This is a genomic window from Actinoallomurus sp. CA-142502 (assembly GCF_050936355.1).
Classification (GTDB): domain Bacteria; phylum Actinomycetota; class Actinomycetes; order Streptosporangiales; family Streptosporangiaceae; genus Actinoallomurus; species Actinoallomurus iriomotensis.
Genome location: NZ_JBNJMY010000001.1, coordinates 4,851,197 through 4,871,456, shown reverse-complemented (window position 1 = coordinate 4,871,456; position 20,260 = coordinate 4,851,197). Strand labels below are relative to the sequence as shown.

The 20,260-nt window shown below is 71.8% G+C and carries 17 protein-coding genes and 4 tRNA genes; 5 read left to right on the top strand and 16 right to left on the bottom strand.

Annotated features, from left to right (window positions below; translation table 11 throughout):
- Nucleotides 1-9: 9 nt before the first annotated feature.
- From ACQEV1_RS23235 to ACQEV1_RS23225, 3 genes are all read right to left on the bottom strand, one after another.
- Nucleotides 10-453, bottom strand: coding sequence for a hypothetical protein (locus ACQEV1_RS23235; protein WP_285619356.1), 444 nt, complete (start codon nucleotides 451-453; stop codon nucleotides 10-12).
- 156 nt (nucleotides 454-609) lie between these two features.
- Nucleotides 610-681: transfer RNA gene (locus ACQEV1_RS23230), tRNA-Val, on the bottom strand.
- A 79-nt stretch (nucleotides 682-760) separates the two neighbouring features.
- Nucleotides 761-1,132, bottom strand: a complete 372-nt coding sequence (locus ACQEV1_RS23225; RefSeq protein ID WP_433396037.1) for a TIGR02611 family protein — start codon at nucleotides 1,130-1,132, stop codon at nucleotides 761-763.
- 198 nt (nucleotides 1,133-1,330) lie between these two features.
- On the opposite strand from ACQEV1_RS23225, the gene ACQEV1_RS23220 reads away from it, so the two are divergent.
- On the top strand, nucleotides 1,331-1,750 hold the full coding sequence (locus ACQEV1_RS23220; protein WP_285581039.1) for an SsgA family sporulation/cell division regulator: 420 nt from the start codon (nucleotides 1,331-1,333) through the stop codon (nucleotides 1,748-1,750).
- Between the two features lie 78 nt (nucleotides 1,751-1,828).
- Here ACQEV1_RS23220 and ACQEV1_RS23215 read toward each other — a convergent pair whose 3' ends face one another.
- Genes ACQEV1_RS23215 through ACQEV1_RS23205 form a run of 3 tightly spaced genes read right to left on the bottom strand, consistent with a single transcriptional unit; the run spans nucleotide 1,829 to nucleotide 5,418 of the window.
- Nucleotides 1,829-2,662 (bottom strand): aminotransferase class IV, encoded by an 834-nt coding sequence (locus ACQEV1_RS23215; RefSeq protein ID WP_285581038.1) that lies wholly within the window; start codon nucleotides 2,660-2,662, stop codon nucleotides 1,829-1,831.
- A complete protein-coding gene (locus tag ACQEV1_RS23210; RefSeq protein WP_433396034.1) occupies nucleotides 2,659-3,633 on the bottom strand; it encodes an anthranilate synthase component I family protein in 975 nt (324 codons plus the stop codon). Before ACQEV1_RS23210 ends, ACQEV1_RS23215 begins: the two co-directional genes overlap by 4 nt.
- Nucleotides 3,634-3,648: 15 nt before the next feature.
- Nucleotides 3,649-5,418 (bottom strand): carboxyl transferase domain-containing protein, encoded by a 1,770-nt coding sequence (locus ACQEV1_RS23205; protein WP_433396032.1) that lies wholly within the window; start codon nucleotides 5,416-5,418, stop codon nucleotides 3,649-3,651.
- A 99-nt stretch (nucleotides 5,419-5,517) separates the two neighbouring features.
- On the opposite strand from ACQEV1_RS23205, the gene ACQEV1_RS23200 reads away from it, so the two are divergent.
- Nucleotides 5,518-7,224 carry a serine/threonine-protein kinase gene (locus ACQEV1_RS23200; protein WP_433396030.1) on the top strand — a complete coding sequence of 569 codons (1,707 nt, stop codon included), beginning with the start codon at nucleotides 5,518-5,520 and terminating at the stop codon, nucleotides 7,222-7,224.
- Nucleotides 7,225-7,344: 120 nt separating this feature from the next.
- Here the strand turns inward: ACQEV1_RS23200 and ACQEV1_RS23195 are convergent, their stop codons facing one another.
- From ACQEV1_RS23195 to ACQEV1_RS23170, 6 genes are all read right to left on the bottom strand, one after another.
- Nucleotides 7,345-7,731 carry a VOC family protein gene (locus ACQEV1_RS23195; protein WP_433396028.1) on the bottom strand — a complete coding sequence of 129 codons (387 nt, stop codon included), beginning with the start codon at nucleotides 7,729-7,731 and terminating at the stop codon, nucleotides 7,345-7,347.
- 24 nt (nucleotides 7,732-7,755) lie between these two features.
- Nucleotides 7,756-9,894, bottom strand: a complete 2,139-nt coding sequence (locus tag ACQEV1_RS23190; protein ID WP_433396027.1) for a DUF3488 and transglutaminase-like domain-containing protein — start codon at nucleotides 9,892-9,894, stop codon at nucleotides 7,756-7,758.
- Between the two features lie 236 nt (nucleotides 9,895-10,130).
- The gene (locus tag ACQEV1_RS23185) at nucleotides 10,131-11,258 is read right to left on the bottom strand and encodes a DUF58 domain-containing protein (protein WP_433396025.1); all 1,128 of its coding nucleotides are present in this window, start codon (nucleotides 11,256-11,258) and stop codon (nucleotides 10,131-10,133) included.
- Between the two features lie 2 nt (nucleotides 11,259-11,260).
- A complete protein-coding gene (locus ACQEV1_RS23180; protein WP_433396023.1) occupies nucleotides 11,261-12,250 on the bottom strand; it encodes an AAA family ATPase in 990 nt (329 codons plus the stop codon).
- Entirely contained in the window at nucleotides 12,250-14,415 is a 2,166-nt protein-coding gene (locus ACQEV1_RS23175; RefSeq protein WP_433396021.1) for a hypothetical protein, read from the bottom strand. The genes ACQEV1_RS23180 and ACQEV1_RS23175 overlap by 1 nt, the downstream gene beginning before the upstream one ends.
- 243 nt (nucleotides 14,416-14,658) lie before the next feature.
- Nucleotides 14,659-15,378: an ArsR/SmtB family transcription factor gene (locus tag ACQEV1_RS23170; RefSeq protein WP_433396019.1), complete on the bottom strand. Its 720-nt coding sequence runs from the start codon at nucleotides 15,376-15,378 to the stop codon at nucleotides 14,659-14,661.
- A 149-nt stretch (nucleotides 15,379-15,527) separates the two neighbouring features.
- Between ACQEV1_RS23170 and ACQEV1_RS23165 the strand changes: the two genes are divergently transcribed.
- From ACQEV1_RS23165 to ACQEV1_RS23155, 3 genes are all read left to right on the top strand, one after another.
- Nucleotides 15,528-15,600: transfer RNA gene (locus ACQEV1_RS23165), tRNA-Gly, on the top strand.
- A gap of 28 nt (nucleotides 15,601-15,628) precedes the next feature.
- A tRNA-Cys gene (locus ACQEV1_RS23160) sits at nucleotides 15,629-15,699 on the top strand.
- 21 nt (nucleotides 15,700-15,720) lie between these two features.
- Nucleotides 15,721-15,795 (top strand) — tRNA-Val (locus ACQEV1_RS23155).
- Between the two features lie 83 nt (nucleotides 15,796-15,878).
- Here the strand turns inward: ACQEV1_RS23155 and ACQEV1_RS23150 are convergent.
- The 4 genes from ACQEV1_RS23150 to ACQEV1_RS23135 form a co-directional block, all read right to left on the bottom strand.
- Nucleotides 15,879-16,076 carry a hypothetical protein gene (locus tag ACQEV1_RS23150; RefSeq protein WP_433396018.1) on the bottom strand — a complete coding sequence of 66 codons (198 nt, stop codon included), beginning with the start codon at nucleotides 16,074-16,076 and terminating at the stop codon, nucleotides 15,879-15,881.
- A 489-nt stretch (nucleotides 16,077-16,565) separates the two neighbouring features.
- Entirely contained in the window at nucleotides 16,566-17,519 is a 954-nt protein-coding gene (locus tag ACQEV1_RS23145; RefSeq protein WP_433396016.1) for an alpha/beta hydrolase, read from the bottom strand.
- Nucleotides 17,516-19,006 carry a hypothetical protein gene (locus ACQEV1_RS23140; protein ID WP_433396014.1) on the bottom strand — a complete coding sequence of 497 codons (1,491 nt, stop codon included), beginning with the start codon at nucleotides 19,004-19,006 and terminating at the stop codon, nucleotides 17,516-17,518. Before ACQEV1_RS23140 ends, ACQEV1_RS23145 begins: the two co-directional genes overlap by 4 nt.
- Nucleotides 19,006-20,064, bottom strand: coding sequence for an alpha/beta hydrolase (locus tag ACQEV1_RS23135; protein WP_433396012.1), 1,059 nt, complete (start codon nucleotides 20,062-20,064; stop codon nucleotides 19,006-19,008). Before ACQEV1_RS23135 ends, ACQEV1_RS23140 begins: the two co-directional genes overlap by 1 nt.
- Nucleotides 20,065-20,260 lie beyond the last annotated feature (196 nt).

Sequence of the window (20,260 nt, the reverse complement as noted above, 5' to 3'; positions counted from 1 at the left end):
GCTAGTAAGTCAGAATGCCGACCAAGCCGCCAGAACGGCCACCCAGAATGCTCCGGCGCCCAACGCGCCGATCACCAAGCCGCACAGGCTTAGATAGAGGACGTTACCGACCGCATTCTGCGTCCGCACCGGCCAACGATCGGCGTTCCGGGGGTTGCGGCGGCTGTAGACGATCTCCACGGGCTCTCCCGTCTCCGGCAACAGCGTGCCGTTCCACCCGTAGACGCTCGCCGTCCGAGTGGTCCCGGCGAGGTCCTCGAACCGCACCGCCACTCCGCTCCCGTACCGTCCGGGGACACTCCCGACGCACGTGCCCCGTGCCCGAACACCGCGCAGCTTGAGGTACATGCCGGATGATGCCGCCACCAACACGGCGCGCGCCATGAAGAATGCGAAACCAGCGACCGCCAGAAGGATCACCGCGCTGACTATCCTCAGATCCGCCCCCTCCACGCGTTCTCACCGCGAGCGGCAGCGCGCCCCGCGGCGAGCCGCACGACTGACCCGATCGGATCGTATCCGCCGCCGCTACCAGCCCTACCGCTGGACCACGCGGCCGTACGCACAGAAAAGGCCGGTTCCTTGATCGGAACCGGCCTTCGAGGTGGGTGGGCGATACTGGGTTCGAACCAGTGACCTCTTCGGTGTGAACGAAGCGCTCTCCCACTGAGCTAATCGCCCCGGACGGGTTTCCCCGTCGCCAGCAAAGATTAGCGCATTCCGGCACCTCTTCGCGCGCCGCCCGGTGGTGCGGTGTCGGTCAGCGCGCGGTCCACGGCAGGTTCAGGCCGTACCGCTCCAGGTAGATGATCACGCTGGCCGCGATCGCCACTCCCCCGCCGATGGCGATCAGTTGGTTTCTTCTGCGGGTCTCCGGGTCGAGGGCCTTGTCCTTCGCCTTGGTGGCCGTGTCCTTGGCCCACAGGAGGGCGACGCGGGCCCAGGCGAACTCCGTGGCCAGGATGGCGAAGCCGACGAAGATCGCGGCCCAGCCCGGGCCGGGCAGGACGAGCATCGCGACGCCGGCCAGCAGCACCGCCGTGCCCACGGTGAACACCGCGACACGCCACGCGTTGTTCAACAGAGTGTTACGTCGTACGCGCTCGCGCCAGCGGGTCAGGTGCTCGGACACGCATCGACCATAGCGCTTCCGCGCAGGTCAGAGCGGGTATCAGGTCGGTGAGGCCGGTCAGCTCTGTGTTCGGGGGGCGGAATGTTCTTAGGAGTTCTCGCAGTTACGGGTCAGAGACCGAAGGGGACACCCGTTGGAGGGAGCGACGTCCTCACCCAGAGCCCGCGATGCGGGTCCGATGCCTGAAGGAATGGCCCGATGAACAGCAGCAGCACCGCCTCGGCCGAGGTCGGCCTTCGGCTCGTCGTTCCCGACCGCACGACGGTCCCGCTGCTCGCGACCCTTGAATACGCCGCCGACGACCCCTATGCCATCCGTGTCGCGTTTCACGTCGGTGATGATGATCCAGTCGAGTGGATCTTTGCTCGCGAGTTGCTGACCGTTGGTGTGGTGCGGCGGGTCGGGGACGGGGACGTTCAGGTGTGGCCCGCGGACGACGTCCGCGACCGCTCGTTGAACCTGTCTCTTTCGTCACCCTTTGGTACCGCCCATTTCGAGGCTCCGCTCACGCCCCTGACCGACTTTCTCAACCGCACGTACGAGATCGTGGCCGCGGGCCGGGAGTCGGACTTCATCGACATCGAGGCGGAACTGGACGACCTGCTCTGGCACTCCTGACCCAACGGACCGTACGGCCCCGCGCCAAGCGCCTCCCAGCGCTGGCCCACACCCGACGGCGCGGGGCCGTACGCACGATCACGGGTCGAGGTCGGCCGCGCCCCGCTCGGCGAACGCCTCGATGGCCTTGCGGGTGACGGGACCCGGCGCGGCCGGCAGCACCGTGCCGTCGACCGCCCTGATCGGCTGCACGTCACGGGTCGTGGAGGTCAGGAAGGCCTCCTCCGCCTCGGTGAACTCCCCCAGCGGCACGTCCGTCTCCTCCCCGCCGACCCACTCGAGCACGAGCGCGCGGGTGATCCCGGCAAGGCAGCCGGAGGACAGCGGCGGGGTGATCAGCCGGCCGCCGCGGACCAGGAAGACGTTGGAACCGGTGCCCTCGCAGAGGTTTCCGGCGAGGTTGCCGAAGATCGCCTCGGCGCCGCCGTGGTCGTGGGCGTACGCGAGGGCCTTGGCGTTGTCGCCGTAGGAGGTCGTCTTCAGCCCGGACAGGGCGCCCCGCTCGTTGCGCGGCCACGGCACGACCGAGACGTCGCCGGTGGCCGGGAACGGCTGCTGCTCGGCGACGGCCACGATCGCGGTCGCGCCGGTCGTGCCGCGGTCGGAGCCGAGCGGGCCCTCGCCGCTGGTGTAGGTGATGCGGATGCGGGCGAGCTCCCACTTGGGCGCGGCCTCGAGGACGTCGAGGGTGCCCTGGCGGATGGCGTCCAGGTCCGGCTCGGGCAGGCCGAGCCCGGCGGCCGAGACGGCGAGCCGGTCCAGGTGACGGGTGAGGGCGAACGACCGGCCGCGCACGGCCTTGATCGTCTCGAAGACGCCGTCACCCACGAGGATGCCGTGGTCGAACACGGATACTCGTGCGTCCTCGGGGGCGTGCAGCGCCCCATTGATCCATACCGGACCGGAACTCATCGCGAAGCTACCTCCAATAGCCGAGCCGCCTTCAGCTCGGTCTCCTGCCATTCGCGCCGGGGGTCGGAATGCCACGTGATGCCCGCTCCGGTGCCGAACCTGAGCAGATCACCGGTTGCCCAGAAGGTACGGATGCCGACCGCGAGCGCACCACGCCGGGAATCCGCGTCCACCCAGCCGATGGCTCCACAGTACGGGCCGCGGGGCACCGGTTCGAGCTCATTGAGGAGGGTCAGCGCGCTGGACTTGGGCGCGCCGGTCACCGATCCGGGCGGGAAGGTCGCGGCGATCAGCTCCGGCCACCCCGTTCCGGCCGGGAGCCGACTCCGTACCGTCGAGACAAGGTGCACCAGACCGGGATGTTCCTCCAGCGCGCACAGGGCGGGAACCGAAACCGACCCTGGTTCGGCCACCCGGCCGAGATCGTTGCGGACCAGATCGACGATCATGACGTTCTCGGCCCGGTCCTTGGGCAGGAGCTCCTCCGGCGTACGGGCGGTGCCCTTGATCGGGCGCGACTCGACCACGTCTCCCGCACGGGACAGGTAAAGCTCCGGCGAGGCGGAGGCGATCTGGAGCCCCGGCAGCCGCATGACCGCGCCGTACGGGGAGGGATTGCCGCGGGCGAGGGCGTGGCCCAGCCCGAGCAGGTCGCTCCCGGGCAGCGGCGCGGACAGCACGCGGCACAGGTTGGCCTGGTAGACGGTGCCCTCCGCGATCGCCGCGCGGATCGTCTCCACCCCGGCGACGTAGGCGTCCCGGCCGAGCGAGCTGGTCCAGGACTCGCGCGGCGGCCCCTGCCAGGGCGCGTACGGGAGCGGTGCCCGGCGTACGGTGCCGAACCGCGCGCAGGTGACCTCGCCCTCGTACGTGACGACGACGGCCCAGTGCCCCGATGAGTCGAGGGCGGTCAGATCGCTGGTCACATCTGTCAGTTCGGTGGCCAGCAACCCGCCGGCGTGGGCGAACATGGCACCAGTCTGCCGTCACCAGGTGTCGAGCGGGGTCCGGCGTTCGCGGCGCGGTGCCGCGTGCAGCGCCATGGCGATCCAGCGGCGGGTCTCGGCCGGGTCGATCACGTCGTCGATCTCATAGACCGTCGCGGCGGACAGGGCCCTGCCCCGCTCGTACGCGCGGGCGACGAGGTCGTCGAACAGGGCGTCGGGGTCCTCGGCGGCGGCCAGTTCCCGGCGGTACCCCAGGCGCACGGCGCCCTCCAGGCCCATGCCGCCGAGTTCGCCGGTCGGCCAGGCCACGGTCGCGACCGGCACCTTGAGGCTGCCGCCGGCCATGGCCTGCGCGCCGAGCCCGTACGCCTTGCGCAGGATGACCATGACGAGAGGGACGCCGAGGTTCGCGCCGGTGACGAACATGCGGGCGAAGTGCCGTACGGTCGCGGTCTTCTCGGCGTCCGGGCCGACCATGAACCCCGGCGTGTCGCACAGCGACACCAGCGGCAGGCCGAACGCGTCGCACAGCTTCATGAACCGGGAGGCCTTGTCCGCGCCGTCGGCGTCGATCGCGCCGCCGAGATGGGCGGGGCTGTTGGCGATCACGCCGACCGGCACGCCCTCGATCCGGGCGAGGGCGGTGACGATCCCGGGCCCGTACGCCGCCCTCAGCTCCAGCACCGAGCCGGCGTCGGCGAGCGTCTCGATCACCGTACGGACCTCGTAGACGCGCTTGCGGTCCAGCGGGACGAGGTCGCGCAGCGCCTCCTGCCCGGTGACCTCCCAGGCGTCGGCCGGTCCCTGGAAGTAGCCGAGGTAGCGCCGGGCGACGCGGACGGCCTCGGCCTCGTCGGCGACCGGGACGTCCACGACCCCGTTCGGCACCTGGACCGCCATCGGGCCGATCTCCTCCGGCGCGAACACGCCCAGGCCACCGCCCTCGATCATGGCCGGTCCGCCCATGCCGATGTTGGCGTCCTCGGTGGCGATCACGACGTCGCAGCAGCCGAGCAGCGCGGCGTTGCCGGCGAAGCACCGCCCCGAGGCGATGCCGACCAGCGGCACCTGGCCGCTGAGCCGCGCGAACAGGTGGAACGCCATGGTGTCCAGACCCGAGATGGACGCGGTGTCGGTGTCGCCGGGCCGCCCGCCGCCGCCCTCGGCGAACAGGACGACGGGCAGCCGCCGGCGCTCGGCGAGCTCCAGCATCCGGTCCTTCTTGTAGTGGTTCATCGCGCCCTGCGTGCCCGCCAGGACCGTGTAGTCGTAGGCGAGCACGACCGCGTGCCGGCCGTTCACGTCCCCGACCCCCGCGACCAGGCCGTCCGCGGGGGTCTTGTCGATCAGCTCGTCCAGGGGCCGGCGCGCCCGCTGCGCGGCGACGGCCAGCGCGCCGTACTCGGTGAACGTCTCGCACAGGTCCGCGACGTTCTCCCGTGCCGTACGGTGCCCGGTGGCGCGCCGGCGCCGTACGGCGTCCGGGCGCGCGGCGTCCAGGCCGATCTCGTGGCGGCGGCGTACCTCCGCCAGGTCGGGCCGCTCCCCCGCCGCGGCGTCGGCCGGGGCGTCCTCCGCCTCGACCTCTCCCTCCTCGATGGCGACCAGCGTGTCGTTCTCGCCGACGAGCGCGCCGGCGACGGCCGCGACGTCGCGTACGACACCGGGGACCGGCGCGACCACGACGTACTCCATCTTCATCGACTCGAGCACGACCAGCGGGGCGCCGGCGGGAACGGATTGGCCGGGGGTCACGTCGATACTGACGACAATGCCCTGCAGGGGCGCCGTGACGGGGGTCGTGTCCATGCGCTGCAACCTCTCTCCGTTGTCAGGGACACGTACTACCATCAACACGACACACCCCCCGCTGCCTCTCATGCCCGTGATCGACGAAGAAGGGACCGCATGATCGACGAGGTCCCCGGCTACCGCATCCTCGAACGGGCGGGGGAAGGCGGCTTCAGCGTCGTCTACCGCGCCCACCAGGAGCGACTCGACCGCATCGTCGCGCTGAAGGTGCTGTCCGTCGACGCGGTCGACGACGACACGATGCGCCGGTTCGAACGCGAGTGCCAGATCACCGGGCGTCTCACCGGTCACCCGAACGTCGTCACCGTCCTCGACACCGGCATGACGAGCTCCGGTAAGCCGTACATCTCGATGGACTACTTCGAGCACGGCTCGTTGCGCGACCGGCTGAGGAACGAGGGCCCGCTGCCGCTGCCGGACGTCCTGCGCATCGGCGTGAAGATCGCCGGAGCGCTCGCCGCCACGCACGAGGCCGAGGTGCTGCACCGCGACGTAAAGCCGCAGAACATCCTCGTCTCCCGCTACGGCGAGCCGGCGCTGGCCGACTTCGGCGTCGCGCGGCTGGTCGACTCCTCCGAGGCCACGCACACCAACGCGTTCACGCCGCACCACGCCGCGCCGGAGGTGGTCAACGGGCAGCCGCCGGGCGTGACCTCCGACATCTACGCGCTGGCCTCGTCGATGTACCAGCTGCTGGCGGGCCGGCCGGCCTTCCGCGCCGGTTCGGGCTCGGGCATCGGCCCGCTGATGATGCGCATCCTCAACGAGCCGCCGCCGCCGATCGACCGCGCGGACGTGCCACCGCAGGTCTTCGAGGTCATCGCCAAGGCCATGGCCAAGTCGCCCAGCGACCGCTACCCCAGCGCGGTCGCGTTCGCCACACGGCTGCAGCACCTGCAGATGGAGCTGCGGCTGCCGGTGACCGAGCTGGCGAGCAGCGGCGCCGTCTCCGGGCCGGCCGCGTCCCCGTCGGAGGTCGACCACTCCGGCTTCACCGGCCCCGGGTTCGACCTGCTGGTGCGCTCGTTCGAGCCGCACGTGCCGGCCGCCCACCCCAATGCCGCGCCGCAGCGGCCGCCGGGCTCCGACACCGGACCGTCCGGGCCGCCGCCGAAGCCCCCGACGACGCCGCCGGCGCCGTCCCACCCGCAGGCTCAGCCTCAGGCACAACCGCAGGCGCAGCCGATGACGCAGACGTGGGCGCCTCAGCCGCGGCCCGCGCTGGGGCCGGCGCAGACGACCTCTCCCCCGACGCACACGCCGACGCCCCGCATGCTCCAGCAGACCGGCGGCACGTCCCCGTCCGGCGGCCTGAAGGGCCGCGCCGGCCTCATCGCCGGTGTGCTGGCGGTGGTGGTCGTGGGGACGGGCGCCGGCATCACCGGTGTGCTGATGTTCGGCGGCGACAAGAAGCCGCCGACGCCGACGCCGAACCCGACCACGGCGGCTCCGACGACGCCGTCGACCCCGAACACGAGCCCCGCGGTCCCGACGGCCGTCATCCGCGCCGCGACGCCCCGCTCCGTCCACGCGGTCGGCAAGGGCCAGCTCGTCAGCCTGCGCTGGAGGCTGGCGAAGAACAACGACTACCCGATCTTCGTGCAGCAGGCCGACCAGGCGGGCTCGGAGCCCCCGCAGGCCCTCCCGCCTCGCACGCTCAGCACCACCATCAGCGGCCTCGACCCCACCAAGGGCTACTGCTTCGTCGTGGGCGCGATGGTCGCCATGGGGCAGGGCGACCGCCAGCCCGCCACGGTCGCCTGGTCGAAACCGGCCTGCGTCCGCGGCGCGCACGCGGGATAGGGCCCGGCCTGCCCGGCCATTGGGGTTCCCGAGCCCCGGCCCGTTCGAGACGAGACCACCCGGGCCGTCGAGGCGGCCGGCCGCCGGTCCGTCACGAACCGAACCTGACGGCCGCGCGGCCTACGCCGTGCCGGACGGGGCCCTGCTCAGGTCCACGACGCAGAAGGCGTTGCCGTCCGGGTCCGCGAGGACGACGAAGTCGGGGTTCGGCGGGTACAGGTCCCAGGCGATCCGGTCGGCTCCAAGCTCGATCAGGCGTTCGACCTCGGTTTCCTGCTCGGCGGTCGTGTCCACCAGCAGGTCCAGATGGATCCGCGGACGCGCCTGGGCGGGTGACTCGCTGCGCATCAGCCCGAGGGCCCGGCCTGACCCGTCCGCGTGTTCCAGTGTTCTCCAGGTCTCGCTCTCCCACTCCGAAGTGGGCACCAGGTCCAGCGCGGACGTCCAGAAGGCCACTGCGCGGGGAAGGTCGGTCACACCGATCACCGGGAATCCGAGTCTGAGCATGATCCCGACTCTAGGACACGCCGCTCAGCGCGCTCGCAGCCTGCGCGGGTGCAGGCGGCGGCCGGCGCGGCGTAGCGGGCTCGCCGCGCGGGCGACGAGACGGCCGATCTGGTCCGTGTGCCGCCAGGCGGCCTCCGCCGCGGCCGGGTCCGGTGGCCGCTCCGCGTACTCCGCGCGGTTGACCAGGTCCGCGAGCGGGCGCAGGTGGGACTCGGTGCCGGCGACGGCACGCCCGCCGAAGCCGGCCACCTCGTGCGCGGTCAACGAGGTCGCCCGCGGGAGCCCGACGGCGTTCAGCGTCTCGACGGTCTGCTCCCACGCTCCGGCGATCCGCTCGGCGGGCGTGGCCGCCGAGCGCCTGCGGCGACGCCGCAGCATCGGCAGGACGAGCACGGCCACCAGGTAGACGATCGGGATGAGCGGAGCGGCGGCCGAGGCGTACATCCACCAGGGCGTCGCCTTGTGCGGCGTCTTCTTGGTGGCGGGCGGCGGGGTCGGCTGCTTGGGCTGCGTGGAGCCGCCGTTGCCCTTGTTCTTGGCCGCGGCGTTCTTCTGCGCCTGCTCCAGCTTCTGCTGGGTGTCCCCCGCCGGCACCGAGCCGGACTTCTGCGAGCGGCCCTGCTGTTCGGGCGTCGGGTAGAACGGCACCCAGCCCAGCCCGGTGAAGTCGACCTCCGGCCAGACCAGCACGTCGCCGGAGCGCACCTGGAACTCACCGTCGCCGCCGACGCCCGGACGGAAGCCGACGACCACGCGCGTGGGCAGGCCGAGCGAGCGGGCCAGGACGGCGTACGCGGTGGCGAACTGCTCCGACGTGCCGCGCTTGGACCGGGTGAGGAAGTACTGGAGCTGCGCGTAGGTGTGGCCGGGCAGGCCGGACACGTCGTACTTGTCCGTCGCGCGCAGGTAGTCGGCGAGCTTGGCCGCCCGCAGGAAACCCGTGCTCTGCCCGGCGGTGATCTGCTCGGCGAGCTTGTGGAACGCCGGCACCTGGGCGTTCGCGGCGGTCGTGCCGGGCGACTCGGGCAGGGACGTCGCGGCCAGCGCCTCGGGATCGCGGGCCGGCTCGGCGTCGGCGAGCTCGTCCGCGTCGTAGTCGCGGGCCGCCGATCGCACCGCGTACGTCTGGCCCGTGCGCAGCGGCTGGACGGTGGTGAGCACACCGCTGCCGGGGTCGACCGTGACGCCCAGGCCGGTGATGGTCGTGGGCCGGTCGGCGGCCGGCACCCACACGCCGGGCAGATTCTGGATGGTGAAGCGCTGGTCGACGCGGGTGCTGGACCGGTGCCTGGTCACGTGCTCCGGCGCGGGGATCCGGTTGCCGGCCGCGACGAAGTTCCCGCCGGAGGTCCAGGTCACGCCGTCGAACCGGTCGAGCACGGCGAGCCGCCAGTTCTCCGGCGCGGTGGTGTGCACGGTGAACATCTGCTGGTCCGGCGTCTGTAGCCACGCCGAGACCCGGTCGAGCGGGCTGACGCTGTCGCGCTGTTCCGGCGGCGGCGCCTCCACGGACTGGCGCGGGTCGTACGGCGTGCCGGCGACGGGCAGGAGGGGCCCGGCGAACACCGCGACCAGGCCGAGCGCGACCGCCGCGGCGACACCGACGGGCGCGCGCCCGGCCCGGCCGTCGCCCCGGACGACGACGAGCACGGCGGCGAGGCCGACCAGCGCGGCCGCGACCGGCAGGTTCGAGCCGGGACCGCCGACGCCGAGCAGGAGCGCGACCCCGAAGACGGCCACGGACGGCAGCGCCGGGAGCGCCTTCGTCCTCGACCGCAGCACCGTCTCGGCCCCGGTGGCCGCCGCGAACCAGGTCAGCGCCTGCGGCAGCACGAGCAGCTCCGGGCGGCCCGGAGCGGGCATGAGCGTGGTGAGGATGGCCTTCCAGGAGTCGCGCAGGGACCCGCCGATCACCCCGAAGTCGCCGTGGAACAGGACGAGGCCGGTGACGAGCGTCCAGCCGCCCACCGTCAGCAGGATCGCGATCCAGAGCGGCCAACCGCGGCGCCGGGGCCACGAGACCAGCGCCGACAGGAGCACGGGGACGACGGCCGCGACCGCGACGACCGGTCCGATGTCGCGGAGGGCGAAGACCCGCTGGAAGCCGAGTCCGGCGGCCGCCGCCAGCGCCGCCGTGACGACGAGCGCGAGGCCCAGGCGCACGGCGGAGACCGGCCGGGGAGCCGGAGCACGCCGTACGGGCGGGGTCTTCGCGGCTGGCCGCTCCGGCCCGTTCCCGGCGGAGCCGTGGGCGCTACCAGGGCCCGGGCCGTACGGTCCGGGGTCCGGCGGCGCCTCGCCTTTGGACCGGTCGTCGGCCGGAGGAGCGGCCGCCGGTTCCGATTCCGGTGCCGGCGGGGGGCCGGGGGCCTGAGGCGGCGGCGCGTCGTCCGGAGTGGTCATCGAACGGCTCCCGCCCACGCCGCGCGCAGCTCGTCGAGGTTCGCCATCTCGATCAGCGCGATGCCCGGCAGCCCGGGGCCGGGGGCCTCCGGGCGGATCCGCACGCACACGACCCGGTCGAACCGGCGTCGCAGCGTGCCCGCCCGCGAGATCTCCCCCCGCGCGCCGGTGAGGACCACGAGCGACCCGCCCGCGCGTACCCGGCGGGCGACGTCGAGCGCCTCGTGCGGCACGTCGTGCGCCTTGAGCACGGCCAGGCGGTCGAGGATCAGCTCGATGTCGTGCGGCCCGCCGCGGGTCTCCACGAGAGGCCCGTCGCCGGTCAGGATGCGTACCGGGAAGTTCGCGGCGGAGGCGCCGGCCGCGACCGAGGCGGCGGCGTCGACGGCCAGCTCGAAGTCGTCCGGGTCGGGGTAGGCGTTCTCGTTCGTGTCGATCACGATGGTCGTCTGCGGCAGGCTCGCGTCCACGAGCTGGCGGACCATGAGGGTGCCGGTGCGCGCGCTGGACCGCCAGTGGATGTACCGCAGGTCGTCGCCCACGACGTACTCGCGCAGCGCGTGGAAGGTGACCGTGCCGGCCGGGGCGGTGTCGGTCGTCGGGCCCTCCAGGTGGTGGTTGCGGCCCGAGGGCATCAGCGGGAGCCCGACGGTCCGCGGGCGTACGAGGAGGTTCTGGACGTCACCGTACTCCCGTACGCGCCGTGCCAGGCCGAACGGGTCGGCGCGCACGAGACGCAGCGGACCGACCGGGATCTCCCCGCGCCGGTCCGTGGGCAGCGCGTACCTCACCGTCTCGGGCCGGTTCGGCCGCAGGCCGGGCAGCTCGACGTCGATGGCGTCCGCGCCGCACGCGTCGTGGGCGCGCATCCCGGCGCGACGGAGCCGCCCGGTGTTGGTGACGTGCAGCACGCCGCCGGCCGCCTCGCCGCGCGCGACCCGGTCCGGCGTGATCTCCCGCCGGACGGTGAGCCGCGGCCGCGGCAGCGTCCACAGCACGGCCGCGACGACGGCCACCAGGCCACCGGTGGCCAGCACGACCGGCTCGGCGTACCCGAGCCACGCCCCGGCGGCGTACAGCAGCACCGAGAGCACGGCGATCCCCCAGCCGAGCCGTGTCAGCACGGTCAGACCCCGGCCGCCTGCGGCACGGGAACCCGGCCGAGCACCTCGGCGACCAGCTCGGCGGCCGTACGGCCGCGCAGCTCCGCCTCCGGCGTGAGCATGAGCCGGTGCGCGATCACGTGCGGCGCGAGGGCCTTGATGTCCTCCGGGACGACGTACGACCGGCCGGCCGCGGCGGCGCGGACGCGGACCGCGCGCAGCAGCGCCAGGCTGGCACGCGGGCTCGCGCCGAGCCGGATGTCGGGGTGCTGGCGCGTGGCGGCGACGATGTGCACGAGGTAGTCGTACAGCGGCGGCACGACGTGGATCCGGCTCGCGAAGTCGATCATGTTCTTGACGTCGTCGCGTCCGGCGACCTTGGGCAGGTGGTCGACGGCCGGCCCGGACGGCATGCCGGTCAGGACGGCGACCTCCGACGTGTGGTCGGGGTAGCCCATGGAGATCTTCATCAGGAACCGGTCGAGCTGCGCCTCCGGCAGCGGGTACGTGCCGTCCATGTCGACCGGGTTCTGCGTCGCGATCACCATGAACGGCCGCGGCACCGGCTGCGGCCGCCCGTCCACCGACACCCGACGCTCCTCCATGACCTCCAGCAGCGCCGACTGGGTCTTCGGCGAACCGCGGTTGATCTCGTCGGCGACGACGATGTTGGCGAAGATCGGCCCGGGATGGAACTCGAACTTGCTGGTGGCCTGGTTGAAGATCGAGACACCGGTCACGTCGGAGGGCAGCAGGTCGGGCGTGAACTGGATGCGCGTCCACTGCGCGTCCACGCTCGCCGCGATCGCACGGGCGAGCGTGGTCTTGCCCACGCCCGGCACGTCCTCCAGGAGCAGATGCCCCTCGCTGAGCAGGCAGAGCATCGCCAGCTCGACGTTCTCCCGCTTACCGCGGATCACCCGCTCGATGTTGCCGGCGAGCGCGCCGAACAACTGGGCGAACCGTCCGACCAAGGCCTCCGCGTCAGGCGCCCCGTACGCCTCCGCCGTCATCAGTCAGCACACTCCCAGATCGTCGGTCCGGCGAGCTCCTGCCACGGGGTGTGGGGTGTGTTCGGCAGGTAGCCGATCATGTAGCCGATGTGACCGTTGTGGTCGATGTAGTCGTACAGGCTCCCGGCGAAATCCGGATCGCCGTTGGAGTGTGCGTAGTGCGTGCCCATCTTCTGGCACCTGACCTGGATGGTCTGGGTGTTGGCGTTGGGGATCTTCTCGGAGACGTTGCTGTCATTGAGGTTGTTGGCGTCCGGCGTCTTTGTGACGTAGCTGATGTCCGACGGGTTGCCGCCGTGGTGGATTCCGTAGGTGTTCACCGGGCCCGCGAGGTCGACGGACTGGGTGGCCGTCTTGGTGCCCGCCGGGTTCGTGGCGGTGACCTTCACGTTGTACGTGCCGTTCTTCCAGATGTCGCCGAAGGTCACCGAGGTGCCGGTGAGGTTCGGGTTGGAGCCGGTCTTCGGGCCGGTCACGTTCACCGCGTAGGTGACCTTCTTGTTGTCGGCGTTCGGCGGCGCCTGCCAGTCGATCTTCGCGCCCTGGGCCGTGCCCGTACCCGTGATGTTGCTCGGCGCGTCCGGCTCGGTGCACGACAGGGTGGGCGTCGTGTACTCGGAGTCGACCTCCGAGTCGTGGTCGCGGTTGTGGTACAGCGCGGCCACGGCGAACTGGTACTCCTGGCCGCAGGTGCCGCCGTTGACCGTGAACGTGTAGTCGGGACCGTTCGCGCCGATCTTGTCCGGCGTGGCGGTCAGCCCGTCCGACGTGAGCAGCTTGTACCCGGTCGCGTCGCCTCCGCCGCCCGGCTGGAAGTCGACCTTGATCGTGCCGTCCGGCTGCGGGGTCGCCCGCAGGTTGGTCGGCGCGTTCGGCGGCGTGACCTTGGGCGGGTCGGGCTTGTGCGTCGGCGGGGTCACGGGCGGCTTGGTGGGCAGCCGCGGGTGACTCGGGGCGGTCGGGGCGCCGCCGCCGGGCTTCGGCCGGCCGCTGGCGCCGCCGGCCGGCACGCCCACTCGGGGCACGGGGCTCTTCTGGCTGCCCGGCACGTCCGGCGTGTACTTCTGGATCGGCTTGTGCCCGCCCGCGCCGTCGACCACGACGCCCTTGGCGCTGTCCGGGCCGTTCACCCAGAGCAGGCCGTCCTTGACGAAGGCGTCGAGCGGGCCGGCCTGCCCGGTGACCGGCACCTGCGGGGCCATCCGGTTGGTCGCCGAGTCGTACACGATGAGGCCGCCCGAGCTCTGGTCCGGGATGTAGACCTTCTGGCCGAGGGCCTGCGGCGCGGCGAGCTTGTGCTTGGGCGGCAACTTCAGCGCGACGCTGCTGATCGAGCCACTGCCCGTGTTCAGCACGACGAGGGAGTTGCCGGCGAGCAGCGGGACGAGCTGGCCGTCGGTGCTCGCGGGCGCCAGCACCGAGCCCTTGCCCACCTGGGCGACGGTCGAGGGCAGGCGCACCTTGATCTGGGTGCCGTTCTTGCCGATGATCACGGCCTGCGCGGACGTGAAGTCGGTGATCACCGGAGCGCCCGCGGCGATCGTGAGCGACAGGTCGTCACCCGCCCGGCCGATGCCGATCGGCTGCGCGGCCTGCCCGCTGCGTACGGGCGCGGCCTGGCCGTTGGTGGGCACCGGGACCCACAGCACCGAGGTCGCGTCGATGCCGGCCGAGCCGAGCGGGCCGGTGAGGCCGAGCGGCGAGCCCATCGTCGCGAGAGTCATCGGGTCGAGCCGCTGAACGCTGCCCTTCTGCTGGTCCAGCGCGTACGCCTGGCCCGATCCGGACACCACCTGCATACCGGCGGCGCCGCGGAACGTGGCGCCCTGCACGACGTTGAGATGCGCCGGGTCGACGCGGCTGACCACGCCGGTCACCTCGTCGACGATGAGGACGACGCCGCCCTGCTGGATCACCTTCATCGGGTGACCGGTCGAGCCGGACAGCGTGACCTTGCCGTCCACCTTGCCGGACAGCCCGTTGACGTGGACGAGCTCGCCCCGGTGGACGGAGGTCAGCCAGCCGCCGACGTCCGACAGGTGGTACTTCGCACTGGCCATTCCGACGCCGAACACGACGGCGGCGGCGCACAGCACGCCCACGACTCCGATCGCGATATGCCCGGTCAGCCGATCACGACGGAAGAACCTGCGCTCCCCGCTCACCGTTTCCTACCTCCCGCGCGTCGCACCCCGGCCCATCGGTGATGCAAGGGTCACCTTAATGTGTCCAAGCCGGTCAAATGTCGGTAGTGCCCAATTGGTGACACACTTCTCTGACCAGCGACGGTGAGTGACCGAAATGGACGTCGCTTTCCGTGGAAGAGGACGTCCTGTAGGCCCCTGCTTCGAGCGCTTGGACGTACGAACAGGCGAGCCGGTTCCTCCGCTTCTCCGCCGGCTCCGTTCTCAGATGACGCAGCCGAAAACGTCGGCGAGGCCGGTGCGCCCGCTCTCGGTGAGGAGGAGGGAGCGGCGGGACCGGCCCCGCTCGAACCAGCCGTGCTCGATCATGCCGGCCGTCACCGCGGCGCCGAGAGCGCCGTTGAGGTGTGGACGGCGCTCGGTCCAGTCGAGACAGTGCCCGGCGAACCTCCGCCGCGACGCGCGGACCGCGGCCACGTCGACGCCGATGGCGCCGAGACTCTTCTCCCCCTTGTCACTCACCTCGTACGCGCTGCGCTCAGGCTCGTCGGCGACGGCGTCCAGCGCGGGTTCGAGCAGCCCACGGGTGATCATCGCGTCGAACAGCGCGACCCCGGCCCGGCCGGCGAGGTGGTCGTAACAGGTACGCGCCTCCCCCAGCGCCACCGCCTGCCTCGACTGCCGCAGGCTGCGCACCTGCACCCGCGGGCTGATCAGGCTCAGCGTCTCGATCACCGAGGCGACCTCGGCGCCCTTGAGCCGGTAGTAGCGGTGCCGCCCCTGCTTGACGACGCTCACGAGCCCACCGTCGAGGAGCTTGCCGAGATGCGAGCTCGCCGTGGCCGGACTGACCCCGGCCGTACGGGCCAGCTCACCGGCGGACAGCGGCCTCCCGTCGAGCAGCACCGTGAGCATCGCCGCCCGCGCACGATCGGCGAGCAGCGCCGCCACCGGCGCGATATCGGAGCCGTAGGGTTCGGGCATAGGACGACGTTACGCCCAGGATGCTTAGACGCCCGTCGAAAGAACGCCACGCCGGTGGGCCCGAAGGCGTAACCGAGTTGGGGGTAGGGCTGAGAATCCGCTAGTGTTTGGCGTGTCGCCAGGGGGGACAGCCTCCCAGGAGACACCACGCGGACGTGGCTCAGTTGGTAGAGCATCACCTTGCCAAGGTGAGGGTCGCGGGTTCGAATCCCGTCGTCCGCTCGGAGAGGTCTTGCCAAAGGCCTCACTCGGTGGAGTGGCCGAGAGGCGAGGCAACGGCCTGCAAAGCCGTGTACACGGGTTCAAATCCCGTCTCCACCTCTGAAGCACTCGGCTTCATGAGGGCGATTAGCTCAGTGGGAGAGCGCTACCTTGACACGGTAGAGGTCACTGGTTCAATCCCAGTATCGCCCACCAGGTAATGCCTGGTCAGCAGCCCGGACACCGGATACGGTGGCCGGGCTTTCGCTCGTTCGACCGTCATTTGACCGTGGCCGGTGTCACGACGCCACCGTTCGGCCGGCGCCGGCCCGGGTCCGTGCGAAGGCCGCCAGGGCCGTGTCGTCGGCGTCGGGCAGGGTGTGCAGGTAACGTTCGGTGGCCCGCAGGCCGGCGTGCCCAAGTCGTTCCGTGACGATCTGCAGGTCCGCTCCCCCAGCCGGTACCCAGGACGCGTGCGCGTGCCGCGGATCCCGCACACGGCGTCCGACGTTGGCGGCTCCGATCGTCGGGTCCCATGCCTGCTTGCGGAACCAATCGCGCGGGCTATGCCCATCGGTGTCCGGCAGGCGTCGGGACCGTGGATGGTCCATACCGGCCGCGCGACGCATCGCCCGGTAGCGAACGTACGTACCTCGGCAATGCGGACATCGACATCGGCCCATCGAGTATCCGCTCAACGTGCCATGCCGATACCGGCGCCCCGCCGCATTCGGAGCCGTAACACCGAGATCCCCAGGAGAGGACGGGACCCGTGACAGTGATCTCCGGGGCTCAGTAGGCGCAGCTCGACCAGCTCACCCCAGCGCAACCCCCACCGATCACGACCTCGGCCCGCCGCGCCGAGAATCAGATCACGGTCGTCGACGTGCCTGCCAAACCGGCCCGCCGAGTGGGAATCATCCGCGCGATGGTCTGATCCCTCGGCCGCCGGGCGGTGCGCCTCGCACGATCAGGGTCGGGACGGCCTATCGGGAGGAGGGGCCGGCCAAGTTCCGGGTGAGGAACTCCAGGATCGCCGGCAGGAGTTTCTTCAGGTCGGAGGTCTGGTGCAGGCCGTGTGGCTGGATGTAGGTGGTGACGGCGGTGGGCGGCCGGAGCGTCTTGGTCAGCGCCTCGATCCGCACCACGTCCGCGTGGATCTTCGGGTCGCCGCCTGCGAGGAGGAACAGCCGGAGGTCGGGCCTGGTCCGCTGGAGGATCAGGTCCGGGCGGTTGGCCTGCCGGTCGCGCTGGGACCAGCTCAGGGTCGTGTCGGGCGTGAAATAGCCGCCCCACGACACTGCCGCCGTGTACGTGCCAGAGCGCTCGGCGGCCATCTTCACGGCGCAGAAGGCCCCGGACGACGCGCCGACCGTGCCCCAGCCGTTCCGGCTCGTCAGGGTGTGGAAGGACGCGCGCACCAGAGCGGGCACGTCGTCGGCCAGCCAGGTGCCGATCCGGACGTGTCCGGGGATGTCACTGCACTCGGTGTCCTCGCGCGTGGACGGCTGCATGATCGGCATCACCATGATGAACGGGTGGGCCCGGCCCTGCCGGGCGAGAAGCATGTCTTCCTCCTGGATCGGCTCGACCTTCGGGTCGGTCCAGTAGTTGTAGCCGGCGCCGCTGCCGCCCGGGTACAGCATGAGCACCGGGAAGCGCGTCTTGGCGTACGCGGGATCGCGGTACTGCGGCGGCAGCCACACCCAGACCTTGCCGGTCATCCCGGACTTGGCGCCCTTCAGCGACGTGACGAGAATCGGGCCGGCCGAGGTCCGGCGGGCGATCCGGAACCGCGCCGCCTGCGTCGGTACCGAGGCTTGGCTCGTCGTCGGCGCGGGAGCGGGCGGCTGCGCCGGATGCGCGCCGTCGCCGGTGCACCCGACGAGCAGGAGGCCGGCGGCCAGCGGCCCCGTCACGCGCAGCACCGTCGCGATCACGACGGCCGATACCAGGGCGGAAGGTAGACCGACCAGTGCCGGCCGAGCCCGGACAGCGGATGCCGGACCCAGTCCGCCGCGTAGACGGGCGGCCGGGCGCCGCGCACCAGGACGCCGGTCGGCACGCGGTGTGCGTCCGCGACGATCCGTTCTGGCGTCGTCGACTGGAGGATCCCGCCCGGCTGGTCCGTCCGGCAGCCCAGGTAGAACGCCACCGGCACGGAGCGCGAGCCGCTTAGCAGGCAGGGTGCCCGCAGGCCGAGCCGGCGCAGGCCCGCGGCGCCGTTCGCGTAGATCCTGCGCTGGGCGGCGTTCTGCCGCGCCGTCCGGAGTAGCTCGACCTGCTGGCTACCGACCTGGGCGACGAGCGCAACGCCGACCAGGCCGGCCACGGCCCAGCGGAACCTCGGCAGGCGTGACGGCAGGTCCGCCAGGCAATCCGCGACGGGCAGCGCCAGCAGCGCGTACGCGGGCAGCAGGAATCGCGGTGCGGAGTACCCGACCAGCAGCAGGTAGGGCACTCCTGCGGACACGCCGCACACGGCGGCCATCACCGTCGGCTCCGCCCGGCGGGCGCGCACGGCCAGGACCACACCTCCCGCCGCGAGCAGCGGGACGGCGAGCCACCACAGGATGATCGGGGTGTGCGGGACGCTCGTGCCGCACGGACGGCACTCAAGCGGCCCATTGATCGCGTGCAGCTCGAACAAGATCGCCCGCGGATGCCAGCCGAGACCACCCTCGATCGCGCTCGACCGCCGCAGCCGTTCGAGCGGCCCGCCGTACCGCTGGAACGACTCGACGGTCCACTGCGCGAGGCCGAGCACCGGCGCCGCCACCACGGCGAGCAGGAGCCCCGGCCGCCGCCACCGGCGCACGAAAAGCGCGGCCACCGGCAGCGGCAGCCAGATCCAGAAGGCGTCGCCCGGCCGCATCAGGGCCGCGACCGCTCCGGAGACCACCAGCCCGGTGTGAGCGGCCCGCCCGCCCGAGCGCGCGCATCGGACGAACCAGCCGGTCATGGCGAGGCCGGCCACCGCGACCCAGAAGTTCGGGATGACCTCGGAGCCGTAGAACCCGGTGACCCAGAGGCCTCCGAACAGCAGCGCCGCCAGCGTGACGATCGACCGCCGCGAGGTCAGCGCGAGCCATGGCCAGTACGCGAGGAAGAGTGCCGCGCCGCCGAGCACGGTCAGGTAGGCGCGGAGAAGGTTCAGTGACCCGGTCAGTTGGACCGCGGGGACGATGAGGTAGGTGATGCCGCGCGCCCGCGGCGCGCTGAACGCGGCCGCCGGGAACCGCGGGCTCACCTGGCTGATGTACAGCGCCTCGTCCCAGCCCACCCCGCCGTGCCGGGTCACCACGGCGAGGTGGGCCGCGGTCAGCAGCGCTGCCACCCCCGCGAGCGGCAGCGCCGGCCACCGAAGCGGATCGGCCAGGGACGCGACCGGCGGCCGCGTCGTCTCTTGCGTCGTGGCCTCTCGCATCAGTGTCCGTGCGCCAGTTCCGTCGTCAGCCACTGAAAGCACTTGGGCAGCATGGCGGCCCAGACTCCGGTGTTGTGCCCGCCGCGGGGCACCACGTACGTGTAGACGAGCGTCGGCGGCCTGGCCACCTTCACCATGGTGCCGACCGAGCCGACGGTGCCGGGGTCCTGCTTGCTCGCCGCGAGGAGCAGGTCGACGTGGGGATGCCGCTGCCGGATCAGCGCCGGTACGTTCTCACCGGGCAGCCTCGCGAGAGCGGAGGTGAACGGGCTGAAGTACCCGGCGATGCTGACCCCGGCGCGGAACAGCTTCGGGTACTGGACCGGCAGTTTCGCGGCGCAGAACCCGCCCGTGGAGTACCCCATCGTGCCCCAGGAGTCCGTGCCGGGCAGTGTGCGGAAGTTCGACGTGATGATCCGCCGTACGTCCTCGGTCAGCCAGGTGGCGACCTTCGGGCCGTGCGGGACGTTGACGCACTCGGTGTCGTGGCCCGGCTGCACGGTGATCGTCGGCGCCACCAGGATGTACGGCTGCGCGGCCCCGGTGTTCATGGCCTTCTGCAGCTTCTTGGGCCCCTGCATGGCGTGGAACCACGTTTCCGGGGTGCCCGGGTAACCGCTGAACAGCTCGACCACCGGGAATCGCCGCCGCGGCTGGGTGCGGTACTGCGGCGGCAGCCACACCCAGATCTTGCTGCGGATCCGCGATCCCGTCCCGACGACCGTCGCCTCCAGCGTGTGGTCCGGACCCGGGCGGAAGTCGTTGCGCGGCGGGCCGCCCGCCATCGGCGGGCCGCCGTAGTTCGGCTGCTCGATCGGCGTATTCGTGCCGTTCTGCCCGCCGATCAGGTCACTCCACGAGGCGAAGAACTGGTACTTGTCGTTGACCACCACGCCCACCGCGAGCACGGCCGCGACCTGGCTGGCCACGACCAGCGACACGCGTGCCGGCAGCGCGAACAGACCGTGTACGCGCACCCACAGCAGGACGCACGCCGCCGGGCATCCCACGGCGAGCATGAGCATCAACGCAAGGAGCGGCCAGCCCAGCAGACCCACCGCACCCCCCCTGACTCCGATACGGCCGCCGCGGGCTCGCAAGACGGCTAGACCCGGTCTACCGTGTCCAGACCAGCGAATAGAAGGGCGTTTGCCGTCCGTTGACGCACCGATATCCCCGTCGTAACGGATCTTTACCGGGCGTGATGGTTGGCTCTCGGCGGGTGCCTCATCCGGAGGGCGGGCTCGGTGATCT